Origin of the sequence: Streptomyces sp. NPDC007971 (assembly GCF_042958635.1) — a bacterium.
Taxonomy (GTDB): Bacteria; Actinomycetota; Actinomycetes; order Streptomycetales; family Streptomycetaceae; genus Streptomyces.
The window spans coordinates 484,714-501,533 of the sequence record NZ_JBIBJK010000001.1; the positions used below are offsets into that span (position 1 = coordinate 484,714).

Consider the following 16,820-nt stretch of genomic DNA (forward strand, 5'->3'; position numbering starts at 1 on the left):
CCGGGCGGCGTACGTGACGCGTTTCATAGCGCGCACCCACCGCACACGGCGCGAACGGGCCCCGGACGCGACCCACGCGCCGGGCGCTTTCCCTGCCGCTCTCAGCGGTGTGGATATGCTGCCGAGTTGTTGTGCGGACCGGACGAGTACGCCCGAAGGGGGGCGGGCCGCCCCGGTCCGACGAGAGCGAGGAGGCGTCCGGGCAGATGGAGACGACGAGTCGGGTGGGCGCGCAGGCGTCGGATGCGGAGGGCGGACAGCAGTTCGCCGCCGGCCGGCGCACGGTCGGCGGCTACCTGCAGGCGCCCTTCCCGTGGTACGGCCTCGACGAGGCGTTCACGGGGCCGCGCTGGTTGATGCAGGTCGGCACGGCGGCTGACGGTGCCGTCGAGCACGGTTCGATCGGGCACGGTGACGAGCCCACCGTGCGCAACGAGTACGTCGCCGGTTCCGCGGACGAGCCCAGGGAGAAGTTCGCGGTCGTGGTCACCGTGGCCGCGAACCCGTCCCGGCGCAGCGCCGACGGTACGGGGCTGCTGGAGGCGACGTCGGTGTCCTCGGCGGCGTGGCTGGCAGGGGTGGGGCTGCTGTCGTTCACCTGGCCGGGGCAGATAGACCACGGCCTGCGGGACGACTGGCTGGAGCAGCAGACGGAGACCGCGTGGGCTCTGGCCGACGATCTCGACGGGGAGGAGTGGTCCACGCTCTCCCTCCCGGTGGACGGCGTGCCCGTGCCGTTCCACTACCGGGAGTCCGAGTTCGGATGGGTGCTGGCCGGTTCCACCGAGGCCGGGGTCCACGTCGGGGCCTACGGGCGGGGGATGAGCGCGTACGGGCTGGGGTTCGCCGTGGTGAAGGACATCACCACGTACGCCTAGCCGTCACGACTTGGCACAAGGGGGGCGTCGGCATTCTCGGCGCCCCTTCGTCGTAGGGCCGTGTAGGCGACCGGCAGATCAGCGATACCGGACACGACCGGGTCAACCAGTGTCCGTCACGGCAATTCCAAAGTAGGGACCGCTGGTCACGCGGGTGATGGCCCCACCTCGCTCCTGGAGCGGTGGTCCGCGCCTGGCGGCTGACATCATCCGTGGATGGCAGACGCACAGCTACCCGCAGGGTGGACCCTCCAGCGGATCCGTGACGTATCCGGGGACCGAGAGGCCGTCGCGCTGGATCCGAACCGGGCGGTGAAGTGGGGAGCCGGCGCCGGAGCCCACGAGGTGCTGCACCCAGAGTTCGTTCTCGGGTTCCACGGCTTGTGCCTCGTGAAGCCCGTTCATGACGACGACTGGTACATGGGCAGCCTGTACGACGACGGCAGCATCGACTGTTGGTCGGCCTACGACGATCTCTACGAGGCACTACGCGGTCTGTAGCGGCGTGCGGGCCGGGCTGAGCTCCTCTCCGGAGGCGCACGTCCGGACGATCCCCTTCCGCCTCCCTCGCCACCAGGCACCATGGCTCATGACCGGCCTGGGCCGTCTCCGGGCCGTCGGAGGGCACTCAACGGCGACCGACGCCCGCAAACGTCGGCGGCTCCGCTGCCGGTCAGGGCGTTGACCGGTGGCGGAGCCGCAGATCGCAGGCGGGTGACTTCAGAACTTGTTCTTCGGAGTGATCCCCAGGGACAGGCCCGACAGGCCACGCTGGCGGCCTCCGAGCTTGCCCGCGATCGCGCGCAGGGCCGAGCCCGCGGGGGAGTCCGGATCGGTCAGGACCACGGGCTTGCCCTCGTCGCCGCCCTCGCGGAGGCGGACGTCGATGGGGATGCTGCCGAGGACCGGGACCGTCGTACCCGTGGTGCGGGTCAGGCCGTCGGCGACCGTCTGGCCGCCGCCCGTGCCGAAGACGTCGACCATCTCGCCGCAGTGCGGGCAGGGCAGGCCGGACATGTTCTCGACGACACCGACGATCTTCTGGTGGGTCTGGACGGCGATGGAGCCGGCCCGCTCGGCGACCTCGGCCGCCGCCTGCTGCGGCGTGGTGACGACCAGGATCTCGGCGTTCGGGACCAGCTGGGCGACCGAGATGGCGATGTCGCCGGTGCCCGGCGGCAGGTCCAGGAGCAGGACGTCCAGGTCGCCCCAGTACACGTCCGCGAGGAACTGCTGCAGGGCGCGGTGCAGCATCGGGCCGCGCCAGACGACCGGGGCGTTGCCCGGGGTGAACATGCCGATGGAGATGACCTTCACGCCGTTCGCGGACGGCGGCATGATCATGTTCTCGACCTGGGTCGGACGGCCGTCCGCGCCGAGCATGCGCGGCACCGAGTGGCCGTAGATGTCGGCGTCGACGACGCCGACCTTCAGGCCGTCGGCGGCCATCGCCGCCGCCAGGTTCACCGTCACCGAGGACTTGCCGACGCCGCCCTTGCCGGAGGCGACCGCGTAGACCCGGGTGAGGCTGCCCGGCTTGGCGAAGGGGACCTCGCGCTCGGTCTGTCCGCCGCGCAGGGCCGTCGCCAGCTCCTTGCGCTGCTCGTCGCTCATCACGTCCAGCGTGACGTCGACGCGGGTGACGCCCTCGACGCGGGAGACCGCCTCGGTCACCCGCTGGGTGATGGTGTCGCGCATGGGACAGCCGGAGACGGTCAGGTACACGGTCACCGCGACCGCTCCGTCCGTGCCGATCTCCACCGATTTGACCATCCCGAGTTCGGTGATGGGTCGGTTGATCTCGGGGTCGTTCACCGTCGCCAGTGCCTCGCGCACCGCGTCTTCCGTAGCCATAAGGACGATGGTACGGCGCGCCGAGGGGCCTCCGGGTAGCACTTCAGCGGTCGTCTGCGTCACGTCCGGGCGACCGTTCCGACCGTTCCGCCGGGAATACGACATGGCCGTCGTGGCGGCGCCGCTCATCCGCCTCCTTGACCACGTCCTGCAGCTCGGAGCGGATCCAGTCGCGGGTCGCCACCTCGCCCAGGCCCATGCGCAGCGCGGCGATCTCCCGGGTCAGGTACTCGGTGTCGGCGATCGACCGCTCGTTCTGCTTGCGGTCCTGCTCCAGGTTGACCCGGTCGCGGTCGTCCTGTCTGTTCTGGGCGAGCAGGATCAGCGGGGCGGCGTAGGAGGCCTGCAGGGACAGCATCAGGGTCAGGAAGATGAAGGGGTAGGTGTCGAAGCGCAGGTTCGCCGGCGCGGCGATGTTCCAGACCACCCACAGGATGATGACGACCGTCATCCAGACGATGAAGCGTCCCGTGCCCAGGAAGCGGGCGATCTTCTCCGACAGCCGGCCGAAGGCCTCCGGGTCCCACTCGGGCAGGATCCGGCGCCGGGGCGGCCGCGGTTGGTCCAGACGGGGTGTCCGGTGCCGGGTGGCGGCGGTGGCGCCCGTCGGGGTGCGTTCCCGGGTGCTCTCGCGGTCAGGAGCCATGGGCATTCGCCCCCTCGTCGGCCGCCCCGTTCTCGTCGTCCAGATGGAACTCCGTCTCCCGCCAGTCCTCGGGCAGCATGTGGTCGAGGACGTCGTCCACGGTGACCGCGCCGAGCAGCGACCCGGACTCGTCGACGACGGGAGCGGCGACCATGTCGTACGTGGCGAAGAACCCGGCCACGACCGGCAGCGCGGCGTCGGGGTCCAGGGCCTGCAGATCGTCGTCGAGGAGCGAGCTGACCAGGGTGTACGGGGGGTCCCGCAGCAGCCGCTGGAAGTGGACCGTGCCCAGGTACTTGCCGGTCGGGGTCTCGTCGGGCGGGCGGCAGACGTAGACCTGGGCGGCGAGGGCGGGGGAGAGGTCCGGGTTGCGGACCCGGGCGAGCGCGTCGGCGACGGTGGCGTCCGGGCGCAGCACGATCGGTTCGGTGGTCATCAGACCGCCCGCGGTGTGCTCCTCGTACGACATCAGGCGCCGCATCTCGGCCGCGTCGTCGGGCTCCATCAGGCTCAGCAGCCGCTCCTTGTCCTCCTCCGGAAGTTCGGCGAGCAGGTCGGCCGCGTCGTCGGGGTCCATGGCCTCCAGGACGTCGGCCGCGCGCTCCTCCTTCAGCTTGCCGAGGATCTCGATCTGGTCGTCCTCCGGCAGTTCCTCCAGGACGTCCGCAAGCCGGTCGTCGTCGAGGGCGGCGGCCACCTCGGCACGCCGCTTGGCGGAGAGGTGGTGCAGGACGTTGGCGAGGTCGGCGGGGCGCAGCTGCTCGAAGGTGGCGAGCAGGCTCTCGGCGCCCTGCCCGTGCTCCTCCAGCGAGAACCCGGTGACGGCCGACCACTCCACGGTCAGCGTCTCTCCCTTGGCCCGCCGGAAGGCGCCGCCCTTCTTGCCCTTGCGGACGAAGGCGCGGTCGACCTCCCAGTCCCGGCGCGCGGGCAGCTGCTGCACGGCCAGGTCGAGGACGGTGACCTCCTCGCCGGTCTCCACGAGCTTCACCCTGCGGTCCAGCAACTCCCCGAAGACCATCCGCTCGGTGGGCCGCTGCTCGAAGCGGCGGACGTTGAGCACGCCCGTGGTGATGACCTGGCCGGACTCGATGCCCGTCACCCGGGTCATGGGCAGGAAGATGCGGCGCCGGTTGGCCAGCTCGACGACCAGCCCGAGGACGCGCGGGGGTCGCCGTCCGACCCGCAGCATGACGACCAGATCGCGGAGGCGGCCCACCTGGTCGCCGCTCGGATCGAAGACGGGGACCCCGGCCATGTGCGAGACGAAGATCCGGGGGGCGCCGGCTGCCATGACTCTGCTTCCTTTGCGTGGGGATCGTTGCGCTTGGCAAGGGAATGATGTGGATTGCTCGGATTTGACCGCTCAGATGCGCTTCAGGCTAGCCCGTCCTGATCGGATACGCCCTGGTGGGCGGTCCGGACGGACTGGCTCCGCCGGGCGGCCGAGGCCCGGGTACGCTGCCGTACGCCGCTCAGGAACCGTCAGAAAGGCAGCACCACCTGTGACTGCGATTCCCCGGAGCCGTACCCGCCGGGCCGCATGGGCGGCCGCGACCTGCGTGCTGGCCGTGACGGGAGCGATGGCGCTGACGGGGTGCAGCAGCGAGGACCCGGACGCGGGGACCAACGGGGTCGGCAAGCTGCCCGCCGACCAGATCCAGGCGAAGACCCGGGACGCGGCGCGGACGGCACCGGCGGTGCACCTGTCGGGCACCGTGGTCACCAGCGGCCGCACCTACACGCTGGACATGCAGCTGAAGGCCGAGGGCGGCACCGGCTCGGTCACCTCCGACGGGGCGACGTTCCGGCTGCTGCGGATCGGCAGGCAGCTGTACCTGAAGGCCGACGCGGGCTTCTGGAACCACGCGGACGGCAGCGACGGTGCCGCCGGCAAGCTGGACGGCAAGTACGTGAAGGTGCCGCAGGGGGATCCGGCCTACAAGAAGTTCAGCGGCTTCACGGACAAGGACGTCCTGCTCGACGGACTGCTGACGCTGCACGGCAAGCTGGCGGCGGACGGCCACCACGACGAGTCCGGCACCCGCACCATCCGCATCACGGGCGACACCGGCTCCGGCGGCACCCTCGACGTCTCCCTGGAGGGCAAGCCGTATCCGCTCCGTCTGGTGCGGGGCGGCAGTGCGGGCACCCTCAGCTTCTCGGAATGGGGCAAGGACTTCACCGTCACGCAGCCCGCCGCGTCGGACACGGTGGACTACGGCAAGCAACTCCCGACGTCGTAGCTCACCCAGACCCGCCGATCCCACCCACGACCGTCCACGACCGCCGCCCACCCGGATCCGACCGGCGGGATCCGATCGGCCGGACCCGATCGACCGGCTCCGCTCCACAGGTGACCCGGATGCGACCCGCCGAATCGAACTCAGCCAGTCCGGATGCGATCCGCCGAGTCGAACTCAGGTAGCCCGGAAGCGACCAGCCGGTCACTCGGATCCGTCGGTCATTCGGATCCGTCGGTCACTCGGATGCGCCGCAACGGCGATCGGCCACGACGCTCGTCCCCGGCTGTGCCGAGCACCGCTCGCGCGTCACCGGTTCTGTCTTCCCTACTTCTTCCGGCGCTTCGCCAGCAGCTTCGGCAGGCCCGCCGGGACGGGTTGGCGGGTCGTCGCCGGAGTCGGGAGCGGGCGTTCGGCCAGGCTGTCGGAGGGCAGCGGTGCACAGGCTCCCGTCGGCACCAGGCGGAGCACCCTGCACTCGCGGGCCCACCGGTCCGGCATCCGCTCGCCGTCGGGAGCGTTCAGGCGCTTCCCCTTCAGTTCGCCGACCGCCGCCTCCCACTCGGGCGAGCCCGGCGCCAGCTCGGACACGGTCGCCGACCAGCTCACCAGCCGGCCTCCCTTGTCCTTGCTGCGCACGGTCACCTCGGCGGAGCCGCCGTCGGCCAGAGCGGGCAGCGGCTGCTCCCCGGGCCCGTCGCCGACCAGGCACACCGCACCCTCGTGCCACACATGCCACAGCGCGCGCGCCGCCGGGGCCCCGGCACCCCTGACCCAGATGAGGCCGGACTTCTTCGTGGCCTCCTCGATGAGGGCCTGGTCGAGAAGGGCCTGGCCGAGCAGCTCGCTTGTCATGCGCCCAGCCTATCCAGCCCTGCTCACAGCCAGCCGTTGCGCTTGAGCGTGCGGTGGATGCCCAGACACAGGACGGCCGTGATGCCCATGATCACCGGGTAGCCGTACTTCCAGTGCAGCTCGGGCATGTACTTGAAGTTCATGCCGTACACCCCGCAGACCATCGTCGGTACGGCGATGATCGCGGCCCAGGCGGTGATCTTCCGCATGTCCTCGTTCTGCGCGACGGACGCCTGCGCCAGGTTGGCCTGGAGGATGGAGTTGAGCAGCTCGTCGAAGCCCATGACCTGCTCCTGGACCCGGGCGAGGTGGTCGGCGACGTCCCGGAAGTACTTCTGGATGTCCGGGTCGACGAGCCGCATCGGCCGCTCGCTCAGCAGCTGCATCGGCCGCAGCAGGGGAGCCACCGCCCGCTTGAACTCCAGCACCTCGCGCTTGAGCTGGTAGATCCGGGCCGAGTCCACACCGCGCGAGACTCCGCCCCTGCGGCCGGGGGAGAAGACCTCGGTCTCCACCTCGTCGATGTCGTCCTGCACGGCGTCGGCCACCGCGATGTAGCCGTCCACGACGTGGTCGGCGATGGCGTGCAGCACCGCGGAGGGGCCCTTGGAGAGCAGCTCGGGGTCGTCCTGCAGCCGGTGCCGCAGCGCACGCAGGGAGCCCTGGCCGCCGTGCCGGACGGTGATGAAGAAGTCCCGGCCGGTGAAGCACATGACCTCGCCGGTCTCGACCACCTCGCTGTTGGCGGTCAGTTCGTCGTGCTCGACGTAGTGGATGGTCTTGAAGACGGTGAACAGCGAGTCGTCGTACCGCTCCAGCTTGGGCCGCTGGTGGGCCTGGACCGCGTCCTCGACGGCCAGCGGGTGCAGCCCGAACTCGGTGGCGATGCCCGCGAATTCCGCCTCGGTCGGCTCGTGCAGGCCGATCCACACGAACCCGCCGTCACGGCGCACCTGCCGCATCGCCTCCTGCGGGGTCAGCGGTCGGCTGCTCGGCACGCGGGAACCGTCACGGTAGACGGCGCAGTCGACTACGGCCGAGGGCGTCGCGGGGTCGCGCGTGGTGTCGTACGACGTGCTCGTCTCCTTGCGGAGCGAGGGGCGGGACGACGGGCGGACTGCGGCGCGCAGGTCGCGGATCATCGACATGGGCAGGCTCCTTCGCGGGCGGGCAGCGACGGCGCGCGGCGACGGGTGGAACTACCCGGAATGGGGACGTCCTGACTCCAGATGTTTGGCACGTCCACAAAGCGGGGAGCACCGCACCGTTGCGGTGGCGACTTCGCTGCTGATGCAGGGCTGATTCAGGTCAGACAGATCAGGGCAAAGCGAGACGAAGCGCTCTTCCGAACGACGGCACGAACGGGAAGGTGGCAGGCAGCCGGGAATTACATCAACGGCCGGAAGAGCGAGTGGTACTGCACGGTCGACTTCGATCCATGACAGCCCCACCTCCTCCGGCCGGTCCCTCGTAAGGGAGTCTCATCGGCGTCGGGGCTTGATCAGCGACGCTTCTGCGTGCTGCCCCGAACCACCGGCTCAGCGTAGCAGTCACCCGAAGTGTCAAGGCGCGCCTTTGCCCGCTACTGACGAGATCTATGCTCACCGCATGGTTGATGTTCTTCCTTTGGTCGAGGCACGGTTGAGCACCGCGCTGGGCCGGCCGGACGCACGCGCAGCGGTCACCTTCCTCGGTACGGACCGCATCGAGGTGCTCCGTTTCCAGGAGGGGGACGTGGTCCGCTACGCCACGCTGGGCATGTCCGCGCACCCCATGACGGACCCCACGGCCATGCTCGCCGACCCCGTCAAGGGCCCCCGCGCCGAACTGGTGCTGTCCGTCCGTGCGGGCGTCGCGGAGACCGACAAGGTGTTGCGTGCGCTGGCCGTACTCGCCGCATCCCCGCAGGTGGAAGGCGTCGTCGTGGCTTCCGGCGCCTCGCTGGACGTGGGCGGGCCGCTATGGCCCGGGGCCCCCTTCACCACGGTCCTGGTGGGCGAGGGCGGCGGCCTCGTCGAGGACCTGGAGCTGGACGAGCCGATGGATCCCGTACGGTTCCTGCCGCTGCTGCCGATGACCCCGAACGAGGCCGCATGGAAACGGGTGCACGGCGCGGGGGCCCTCCAGGAACGCTGGCTCACGAACGGGACGGACCTGAGGGATCCCGTCCGCAGGTCCGTCCCGCTCGACTGATCCGGGCGTGACCGATCTCACCAACACAAGGCTGGAATCAGTCAGTTGGCGAAGACGGTGACGCCGTCCCCGGTGGCGTGCGCCGTCTCCGGCTGTCCGGCCATGCGGGCGAGGGTGCTCCTCCGCGCTGACGTCGGTGAGCTGGGCTTCGCGGGTGAGGAAGGTGCAGTTCGGTCATCCCCGTCCCGCGCCATGCGCCGGTGACTGCCGCCTGCCGAGCCCGAGGGGTGTGCGGCTTCGGGTGGGCTCCTGCTTCATCACCGTGTGCCGGGACTTTCGGTCCTCGTCCTGCCCTCCCCCGCGTGCGAACGACGATGTTTCGGCAGACGAACTTGTGCGCCTGCCGGTCATGCGTGACGCCCGCCGGAGCGAAAGGTCACGCGCGGATGCGTGTCCTTCGCCGGACGCGTGCGCCGGTCGGGTGATCGTCCTTGACGTGGGCGAGCAGGGGTAGGACCGTGGAGCCCTATGAGGGGCGAACCCAGTTGCCCGAAGTGTGGTGGCCGGGTCAGGGCTCCCGGACTCTTCGCCGATTCCTGGCAGTGCGACGTGCACGGGACGGTGTATCCGCTGCAGCCCGTGATCCCGCCGAGCGTCGAGGCACTCAACGTGGTGGTGCACCGCACGCAGGTCCCGGTGTGGATGCCGTGGCCGTTGCCGGTCGGCTGGCTGTTCACGGGTGTGACCTATGCGGGCGACGACCGCAGTGGCGGCCGCGCCACCGCCGTGGCCTGTTCCGGCCCGGGCCCGCTCGGTGGCATGGGCGAGCTGATTCTTGTCGCCGAGGAACTCGGCGTCGGCCTCGGTGCGTGGTACGCGGGCATCGACGGCCCGGATCCGGGGGCGTACATGAACGTCGAGAAGCCGCCCCAGGCCAAGGTCCTGGCCGGCGGCCGTCCGACGCCGCTCTGGCACGTCTACCGCACCCCTGACGACCGTGCGGTCTTCGCCGGCGAGGCGCTCGGGATGTGGCTGTGGGCGGTGATGTGGCCCGAGCAGGCCGGTCTGCTCATGTACGACGAGCTGGTGCTGACCGATCTGCGGGATGCGGGGGCGGAGTTGGATCTGGTGCCCTGTGGGGCGCTGTCGCCGCGGCTGCTCAAGCCCTAGGGGTGTGGGGCCGCGGGGTCCGGGGGTGGTGCGGGCCGCCTCCGGGTGCGGGCTCGTCGTGGCTGGTCGCGCAGTTCCCCGCGCCCCTTTTGCGGCTGTGCCGGGCTGAGAAGTTCCCCGCGGGTGGCGTGGTGTAGGGGGTGCTGGTCGGGTTCGGGTGTGACAGGGCATGGGTTTCCTGCCGCTATCCTTAGGTGTCCCCCTTCACCCGTCACCGCCTGGAGTACACGTCGTGCGCATCGACCTGCACTGTCACTCCACGGCGTCCGACGGTACGGACACCCCGGCCGAGCTGGTGCGGCATGCCGCCGCGGCCGGTCTGGACGTCGTCGCGCTGACCGACCACGACACCACCCGCGGACACGCCGAGGCGACCGCCGCGCTGCCCGAGGGGCTCACCCTGGTCACCGGTGCCGAGCTGTCGTGCCGCGTCGACGGCATCTCGATGCACATGCTGGCCTACCTCTTCGACCCGGAGGAGCCCGCCCTGCTCGCCGAGCGCGAGCTGGTCCGGGACGACCGGGTGCCGCGGGCCCGGGGCATGGTCGCCAAGCTGAACGAGCTCGGCGTGCCGGTGACCTGGGAGCAGGTCGAGCGGATCGCCGCCGGTGGTTCCGTGGGACGTCCGCACGTCGCCACCGCGCTCGTCGAGCTGGGCGTGGTGCCCACGGTGAGCGACGCGTTCACCGAGGAGTGGCTCGCCGACGGCGGCCGCGCCTTCGTGAAGAAGCACGAGACCGACCCCTTCGAGGCGATCCGGCTGGTCAAGGCCGCGGGCGGCGTGAGTGTCTTCGCGCACCCGGCCGCCACCAAGCGCGGCCGTACGGTGCCGGAGTCCACGATCGCCGAGATGGCCGCGGCCGGTCTGGACGGCATCGAGGTCGACCACATGGACCACGACGCCGACTCCCGGACCCGTCTGCGCGGCCTCGCGAAGGAGCTGGGGCTGCTGGTCACCGGGTCCTCGGACTACCACGGCAGCCGCAAGAGCGTGTCGCTCGGCGAGTGCACGACGGACCCCGAGGTGTACGGGGAGATCATCCGGCGGGCCACCGGCGCCTTTCCCGTCCCGGGGACCGGCGGAGCCTGAGACCCCCCAGGGGTCGACTCCGCGCCACCTCACGCCCACTTTTCCTTTTCCTGCAAGGCCTGTGCTTCCCCCATGTTCGACGTCGCTGTCTTCGGCTCCCTGTTCCTGACCCTTTTCGTGATCATGGATCCCCCCGGGATCACCCCGATCTTCCTCGCGCTCACCGCGGGGCGCCCCGCCAAGGTGCAGAGGCGGATGGCCTTCCAGGCCGTCTGCGTGGCGGGCGGTGTGATCGCCACCTTCGGCCTCCTGGGCCATCAGATCCTGAACTACCTGCACGTCTCCGTGCCCGCGCTGATGATCGCGGGCGGTCTGCTGCTCCTGCTGATCGCGCTCGACCTGCTCACCGGCAAGACCGACGAGCCCAAGCAGACCAAGGACGTGAACGTCGCCCTCGTGCCGCTGGGCATGCCGCTGCTGGCGGGGCCCGGCGCCATCGTGTCCGTGATCCTGGCCGTGCAGCGGGCCGACAGTGTGGCCACGCAGGTCTCGGTGTGGTGCGCGATCCTCGCGATCCATGTCGTGCTGTGGCTGGTGATGCGGTACTCGCTGCTGATCATCCGGGTCATCAAGGACGGCGGCGTCGTCCTGGTGACGCGTCTCGCGGGCATGATGCTCTCCGCGATCGCCGTGCAGCAGATCATCAACGGTGTCACTCAGGTGATCCGGGGGAGCTGAGACGTCGTCTCGGCTCCCCCGGAAAGCTTGAGTGTCGTTGCCCGTTACGAGGCCGGGGTGGTCTCGGCCGGGCGGATCCACAGGCGCTGTCCGATGGCGGCGGCCTGCTGAACGATCCGGTTGACGGAGGCGGCGTCCACGACGGTGCTGTCCACGGTGGTGCCGTTGACCTCGTCGAGTCGCATGATTTCGAAGCGCATGGCTTCTCCCTTCGTCTGGTCATCCTCCTGCGGAGAACTACTGGGTGTGACGTACTGTCGCTCTAGTCAACGCGCTGCATGTTACAAACATTCCCTACGCTAAAGAAATTTTTCGAACGTCTAATTACTGACTGGTAAGCAGGGCGCGGTGGACCGCCCGGGACCAGTTGTGTTCGCAGCGTGACCGCCGGGACAATGGAGGCGATGAACGACGACCTGGCGGCCCTCACCGGCCGCATCGACCGCACCAACGAGCTGCTGCAACGCATGCTCGCCGAGGTGGCGAAGACGCCCTCGACCCACGCGATCTTCGTCGACGCGGGCTATCTGTATGCGGCGGCGGGCCGGCTGGTCGCCGGCACCGAGGACCGCCGCGCCTTCGACCTCGACGCCGAGGGCCTGATCGACGCGCTCATCGACAAGGCACGCACGATCTTCGCGGACAGCCGCCTGCTGCGCGTCTACTGGTACGACGGTGCCCGGCGCCGCATCCACACCGCCGAGCAGCAGTCCATCGCCGAACTGCCGGACGTCAAGGTCCGCCTCGGCAACCTGAACGCCAACAACCAGCAGAAGGGCGTCGACTCCCTCATCCGCTCCGACCTGGAGTCCCTGGCCCGCCACCGCGCGATCAGCGACGCGGCCCTCCTCGGCGGCGACGAGGACCTGGTGTCGGCGGTGGAGGCGGCCCAGGGCTACGGCGCACGCGTCCACCTGTGGGGCATCGAGGCGCCCGAGGGCCGCAACCAGGCCGAACCGCTGCTCTGGGAGGTCGACAGCCAGCGCACCCTCGACCTGGAGTTCTTCAAGCCCTACGTCGCCCGCCGCACGGCCGCCGCCTACGAGAGCGCCGCCGGGCCCCGGCCCACCCGCGAGGACGTCCGTTTCGTCGGCGCCCAGATCGCGGCGAAGTGGCTGGCCGCACGGGGCCGCGAGTCCCTGGCCGAGCTGCTGCCCGGCCACCCCCGCCTGCCCGGCTCCGTCGACCAGGACCTGTTGGTCGAGGCGGAGCGCGTGCTCCAGTACTCGCTACGCGGCCAGGGAGACCTGCGGCACGCCCTGCGGGAAGGCTTCTGGGAGCACCTGCAGACGCAGTACTAGTCCGCCGGCCCCGCCGGGCGCGCCCCGTCCGGGTGCTCGTCCCAGAAGGCGGCGATCGCGGCGGCCGTGGCGAGCGGCTGATCGGTGTTGGGCGAGTGCTCGGCACCCTCGACGACCGTCCGCCGCGCCGCCAGCCGCTCGGCCATGCCGTCGAGCAGCGCCAGCGGCCAGGTGTCGTCCAGAGCGCCCGACAGGACGTGGAACGGCAGTGGTACGGCGGCCAGTTCGGCGACGCGATCCGGCTCGGAACACAACTGGCGCCCGGTGGCCAGGAGTTGGGCCGGCTTGTTGCCCAGCCAGCGGCGCCGCAGATCCTCGCGGTCGTCCAGACCGCCGTCGAGCCCCCCGGTGGCGGTCTCCTCGGGAGCCTCCATCGCCTCCATCGCCTGCATCGCGTCCCACACCTCGGCCATCGTCATCACGCCGAGCGCGTCCCGCAGCAGCTTCACACGCTGCTGCTGGGAGACCGAGATCTGCGCCGGCCCCGAGGCCATCAGGGTCAGCGACAGAAAGGGGGAGTGGTCGATGAGCACGGCCGCGCGCGAGATCTGCCCGCCCAGCGAGTGCCCCAGCAGATGCACGGGCGTCCCGACCGCCTCCGCCTGAGCCAGCACGTCCTGCGCCAACTCCTGCTGCGCATAGGCGGATTCGTCCCGCTCGGGGCCGTCGGTCTCGTACTGTCCGCGCCCGTCCACGGCGACGGTCCGGTACCCGCGCTCGGCCAGCGGCACATGCAGCGGGTTGAAGTCCTCCTTGCTCCCGGTGAACCCCGGCAGCAGCAGGGCGACTCCCCTGGGCTCGACCCCGTCCGCCGCGGGCGCGTCGACGACGGCGAACTCACCGCGCGCCGTCCGCAGGGAGTACGCACGGGCGCCGGGGGGCGGGACGAAGGTGGCAGGCCTGCTCATGGGGAGAGGCTATCGGGCACGCCGCGACGGGCAGAGCGCGGGGGCGAGGCAAGGACGCCGACGGGCCGGCCCACAGAAGTGGGCCGGCCCGTCGGGGTGACGCGTTGCGCTGTCCGGTCGTCGAACCGGTGCGCCGATCAGGCTTCGGCGGTCTCCGCAACCGCCGCCGTGGCCTTGCGGGTACGACGGCGCGGCTTGACCTCCGGCTCCTCGGTGGCCTGCGCCGGAATCTCCGCGGCGGCCGTCTCGGCAACGGCCTTACGGGTCCGCCGTGCCTTGGGCGCGACCGCCTCGCTCCCGTCCACCGCGCTGTCGGCAGCGGCAGCCGCGGCGGTCTTGCGGGTGCGGCGCGGCTTGGCCTCGGCCTCCGTCGCCTCGGGTGCGGCAGCGGCGGCCTTCCGCGTCCGGCGCGGCTTGGCTTCCGTGCCTTCGGCGGTGTCCGCGGTGGCCTCGGCGGCGGCCGCGGTCTTGCGGGTCCGGCGCGGCTTGGCCTCGGCCTCCGTCGCCTCGGGTGCGGCAGCGGCGGTCTTCCGCGTCCGGCGCGGCTTGGCTTCCGTGCCTTCGGCGGTGTCCGCGGTGGCCTCGGCGGCGGCCGCGGTCTTGCGGGTGCGGCGCGGCTTGGCCTCGGCCTCCGTCGCCTCGGGTGCGGCGGCGGCGGTCTTCCGCGTCCGGCGCGGCTTGGCCGGGGCGGCTTCATCCGTGCCCTCGGCCGTCGCGACCGCTGCTTCGGCGGCCGGCTCGGCCGTCTTGCGGGTGCGGCGGCGCGGCGTCGCCTCAGCCTCTGCCTCCACCGTCTCCGGTGCGGCAGCGGCGGCCTTGCGGGTGCGCCGCGGCTTGGCCTCCACGGCCTCCGCCGCGTCGACCGCCGCTTCGGCGGCCGGTTCGGCCGTCTTGCGGGTGCGGCGGCGCGGCTTGGCCTCGGCAGCTTCCGCCGTGGCCTCGGCAGCCTCGACGGCGTCCGCGGCGGCAGCGGCGGTCTTCCGCGTGCGGCGCGGCTTGGCCGGGGCGGCTTCGTCCGTGCCCTCGGCCGTCGCGACCGCTGCTTCGGCGGCCGGTTCGGCCGTCTTGCGGGTGCGGCGACGCGGCTTCGGCTCGGACGCCTCCGTGGCGACCTCGGCCTCGGCGGCCACCGGCGCGGGCGCGGGCTCGACCACCGCAGCCGCCTCGGCCGGAGCCACCGGCGTGCTGGTCTGCGTCACAGGCGCCTCGGACGTCTGCGCCGACCTGCGCGTGCGACGGCGGCGCGGCTGCTCCGGGGTCTCCGGCGCGGCTCCGGTGCCCTCGGCCGTGTCCACGGCGGCTTCGGCAGCCTCGGTGACCACGGTCGTGGCAGCGGCCGTGGCCGCCTGGGAGGGGGCTCCGGCACGCGTACGGCGACGGCGGCGCGGGGTGCGGGTCGCCGTCTGCTCCTCGGCGCCGGTCTCGGCGGCCGGTGCCCCGGCGGTCGTGGCGGGGGAGGCGTCCAGGACTGCACCGCTGCGCGTGCGGCGGCGACGGCGCGGCGTGCGCTCCGAACGCTCCCGCTCGGCCGGCGGGCTGCCGGCGGACTCGGCACGGCCGTCGCGGCCGCCCCGGCCACCGCGACCGCGCGCACCGCGGCCGCCGGTCTCGCCCAGGTCCTCCAGCTCCTCCGCGTCGAGTCCGGCGCGGGTGCGCTCCGAACGCGGCAGGGTGCCCTTGGTGCCCTCGGGGATGGAGAGGTCCGAGAACAGGTGCGGGGAGCTGGAGTACGTCTCCACCGGGTCGTTGAAGTCCAGCTCCAGCGCCTTGTTGATCAGCTGCCAGCGCGGGATGTCGTCCCAGTCGACGAACGTGATCGCCGTGCCCTTGGCACCAGCGCGGCCGGTACGGCCGACCCGGTGCAGATACGTCTTCTCGTCCTCGGGGGACTGGTAGTTGATGACGTGGGTCACGCCCTCGACGTCGATGCCGCGCGCGGCGACGTCGGTGCAGACGAGGACGTCGACCTTGCCGTTGCGGAAGGCGCGCAGCGCCTGCTCGCGTGCGCCCTGGCCGAGGTCGCCGTGGACGGCGCCGGAGGCGAAGCCGCGGCGCTGCAGCTGCTCGGCGATGTCGGCGGCCGTCCGCTTCGTACGGCAGAAGATCATCGCGAGCCCGCGGCCCTCGGCCTGCAGGATGCGGGCCACCATCTCCGGCTTGTCCAGGGAGTGCGCGCGGTAGATGAACTGCTTGATGTTCGCGACCGTCGCGCCCTGGTCGTCCGGCGCGGTGGCGCGGATGTGGGTGGGCTGGGACATGTAGCGGCGCGCGAGGCCGATGACCGCGCCCGGCATGGTCGCCGAGAACAGCATGGTCTGACGCTTGGCCGGAAGCATGTTGATGATCTTCTCGACGTCGGGCAGGAAGCCCAGGTCGAGCATCTCGTCGGCCTCGTCGAGGACCAGGCACTTGACGTGCTTGAGGTTCAGCTTCTTCTGGCCCGCGAGGTCGAGCAGACGGCCCGGGGTGCCGACGACCACGTCGACGCCCTTCTTCAGGGCCTCGACCTGGGGCTCGTAGGCCCGGCCGCCGTAGATCGCCATGACGCGCACGTTACGGACCTTGCCGGCCGTCAGCAGATCGTTGGTCACCTGCGTGCACAGCTCGCGCGTGGGGACGACGACGAGCGCCTGCGGGGCCTCGGTGAGGGCCTCGGGCCGCGCGCGGCCCGCCTCGACGTCGGCGGGGACGGTCACGCGCTCCAGGAGCGGGAGGCCGAAGCCCAGCGTCTTGCCGGTGCCGGTCTTGGCCTGGCCGATGACGTCCGTGCCGGAAAGGGCGACGGGAAGGGTCATCTCCTGGATGGGGAAGGGAGTGGTGATGCCGACGGCGTCCAGGGCCTCAGCGGTCTCGGGGAGGATTCCGAGTTCTCGAAACGTCGTAGTCAGGGTCATGCCTCTTCTGTGTGCGCGGCGCGAGGCGAGCGCGGGGGTCATGACTGACCGTGCCGGGGACGTCGGCTGCCGTACGGGCGAACCACTCGGGCAAGCCGTAAGACACGGGACCTCTGCCGACGCTCTAGCGCTCGAACCGCTGAGGGTGTCCCTCCGGTCGTCGTACGTAC

16 protein-coding genes are annotated in these 16,820 nt (G+C 71.3%); 8 read left to right on the forward strand and 8 right to left on the reverse strand.

What is annotated here, in order from left to right; translation table 11 throughout:
- The first annotated feature begins 206 nt into the window (after positions 1–206).
- On the forward strand, positions 207–878 hold the full coding sequence (locus ACFZCP_RS02180) for a hypothetical protein (RefSeq protein WP_391423254.1): 672 nt from the start codon (positions 207–209) through the stop codon (positions 876–878).
- 216 nt (positions 879–1,094) lie between these two features.
- Positions 1,095–1,379 carry a hypothetical protein gene (locus ACFZCP_RS02185; protein WP_391423256.1) on the forward strand — a complete coding sequence of 95 codons (285 nt, stop codon included), beginning with the start codon at positions 1,095–1,097 and terminating at the stop codon, positions 1,377–1,379.
- A 219-nt stretch (positions 1,380–1,598) separates the two neighbouring features.
- Here ACFZCP_RS02185 and ACFZCP_RS02190 read toward each other — a convergent pair whose 3' ends face one another.
- The 3 genes from ACFZCP_RS02190 to ACFZCP_RS02200 are packed head-to-tail and all read right to left on the reverse strand — an operon-like array spanning position 1,599 to position 4,672.
- Entirely contained in the window at positions 1,599–2,732 is a 1,134-nt protein-coding gene (locus tag ACFZCP_RS02190) for a P-loop NTPase (RefSeq protein ID WP_391423258.1), read from the reverse strand.
- Positions 2,733–2,775: 43 nt separating this feature from the next.
- The gene (locus ACFZCP_RS02195; RefSeq protein ID WP_391423260.1) at positions 2,776–3,378 is read right to left on the reverse strand and encodes a DUF1003 domain-containing protein; all 603 of its coding nucleotides are present in this window, start codon (positions 3,376–3,378) and stop codon (positions 2,776–2,778) included.
- Complete coding sequence (locus tag ACFZCP_RS02200; protein ID WP_391423261.1) at positions 3,368–4,672, reverse strand: magnesium transporter MgtE N-terminal domain-containing protein; 1,305 nt, start codon at positions 4,670–4,672, stop codon at positions 3,368–3,370. The genes ACFZCP_RS02195 and ACFZCP_RS02200 overlap by 11 nt, the downstream gene beginning before the upstream one ends.
- Positions 4,673–4,883: 211 nt before the next feature.
- Between ACFZCP_RS02200 and ACFZCP_RS02205 the strand changes: the two genes are divergently transcribed.
- Positions 4,884–5,624: a hypothetical protein gene (locus ACFZCP_RS02205; RefSeq protein ID WP_391423263.1), complete on the forward strand. Its 741-nt coding sequence runs from the start codon at positions 4,884–4,886 to the stop codon at positions 5,622–5,624.
- A 324-nt stretch (positions 5,625–5,948) separates the two neighbouring features.
- Here the strand turns inward: ACFZCP_RS02205 and ACFZCP_RS02210 are convergent, their stop codons facing one another.
- Together ACFZCP_RS02210 and ACFZCP_RS02215 are read right to left on the reverse strand one after the other, a co-directional pair.
- Positions 5,949–6,476 (reverse strand): hypothetical protein, encoded by a 528-nt coding sequence (locus ACFZCP_RS02210; protein WP_391423265.1) that lies wholly within the window; start codon positions 6,474–6,476, stop codon positions 5,949–5,951.
- 23 nt (positions 6,477–6,499) lie between these two features.
- Complete coding sequence (locus tag ACFZCP_RS02215) at positions 6,500–7,624, reverse strand: magnesium and cobalt transport protein CorA (RefSeq protein WP_362687867.1); 1,125 nt, start codon at positions 7,622–7,624, stop codon at positions 6,500–6,502.
- 460 nt (positions 7,625–8,084) lie between these two features.
- Here ACFZCP_RS02215 and ACFZCP_RS02220 point away from each other — a divergent pair, with 460 nt between their 5' ends.
- From ACFZCP_RS02220 to ACFZCP_RS02235, 4 genes are all read left to right on the forward strand, one after another.
- Positions 8,085–8,669 carry a suppressor of fused domain protein gene (locus ACFZCP_RS02220; protein WP_391423267.1) on the forward strand — a complete coding sequence of 195 codons (585 nt, stop codon included), beginning with the start codon at positions 8,085–8,087 and terminating at the stop codon, positions 8,667–8,669.
- 468 nt (positions 8,670–9,137) lie between these two features.
- Complete coding sequence (locus ACFZCP_RS02225) at positions 9,138–9,779, forward strand: DUF6758 family protein (protein ID WP_362687861.1); 642 nt, start codon at positions 9,138–9,140, stop codon at positions 9,777–9,779.
- Between the two features lie 232 nt (positions 9,780–10,011).
- Positions 10,012–10,869 (forward strand): PHP domain-containing protein, encoded by an 858-nt coding sequence (locus ACFZCP_RS02230; RefSeq protein ID WP_391423269.1) that lies wholly within the window; start codon positions 10,012–10,014, stop codon positions 10,867–10,869.
- Between the two features lie 72 nt (positions 10,870–10,941).
- Positions 10,942–11,547 (forward strand): MarC family protein, encoded by a 606-nt coding sequence (locus ACFZCP_RS02235; protein WP_362687855.1) that lies wholly within the window; start codon positions 10,942–10,944, stop codon positions 11,545–11,547.
- Between the two features lie 44 nt (positions 11,548–11,591).
- On the opposite strand, the gene ACFZCP_RS02240 is transcribed toward ACFZCP_RS02235, so the two are convergent.
- Entirely contained in the window at positions 11,592–11,747 is a 156-nt protein-coding gene (locus ACFZCP_RS02240; protein WP_362687852.1) for a hypothetical protein, read from the reverse strand.
- A gap of 204 nt (positions 11,748–11,951) precedes the next feature.
- Here ACFZCP_RS02240 and ACFZCP_RS02245 point away from each other — a divergent pair, with 204 nt between their 5' ends.
- Positions 11,952–12,848, forward strand: a complete 897-nt coding sequence (locus ACFZCP_RS02245; RefSeq protein WP_391423271.1) for an NYN domain-containing protein — start codon at positions 11,952–11,954, stop codon at positions 12,846–12,848.
- On the opposite strand, the gene ACFZCP_RS02250 is transcribed toward ACFZCP_RS02245, so the two are convergent.
- Both ACFZCP_RS02250 and ACFZCP_RS02255 read right to left on the reverse strand, forming a co-directional pair.
- Positions 12,845–13,756 (reverse strand): alpha/beta fold hydrolase, encoded by a 912-nt coding sequence (locus ACFZCP_RS02250; RefSeq protein WP_391423273.1) that lies wholly within the window; start codon positions 13,754–13,756, stop codon positions 12,845–12,847. The genes ACFZCP_RS02245 and ACFZCP_RS02250 overlap by 4 nt on opposite strands.
- A 137-nt stretch (positions 13,757–13,893) precedes the next feature.
- Positions 13,894–16,551, reverse strand: coding sequence for a DEAD/DEAH box helicase (locus tag ACFZCP_RS02255; RefSeq protein ID WP_391423695.1), 2,658 nt, complete (start codon positions 16,549–16,551; stop codon positions 13,894–13,896).
- Positions 16,552–16,820 lie beyond the last annotated feature (269 nt).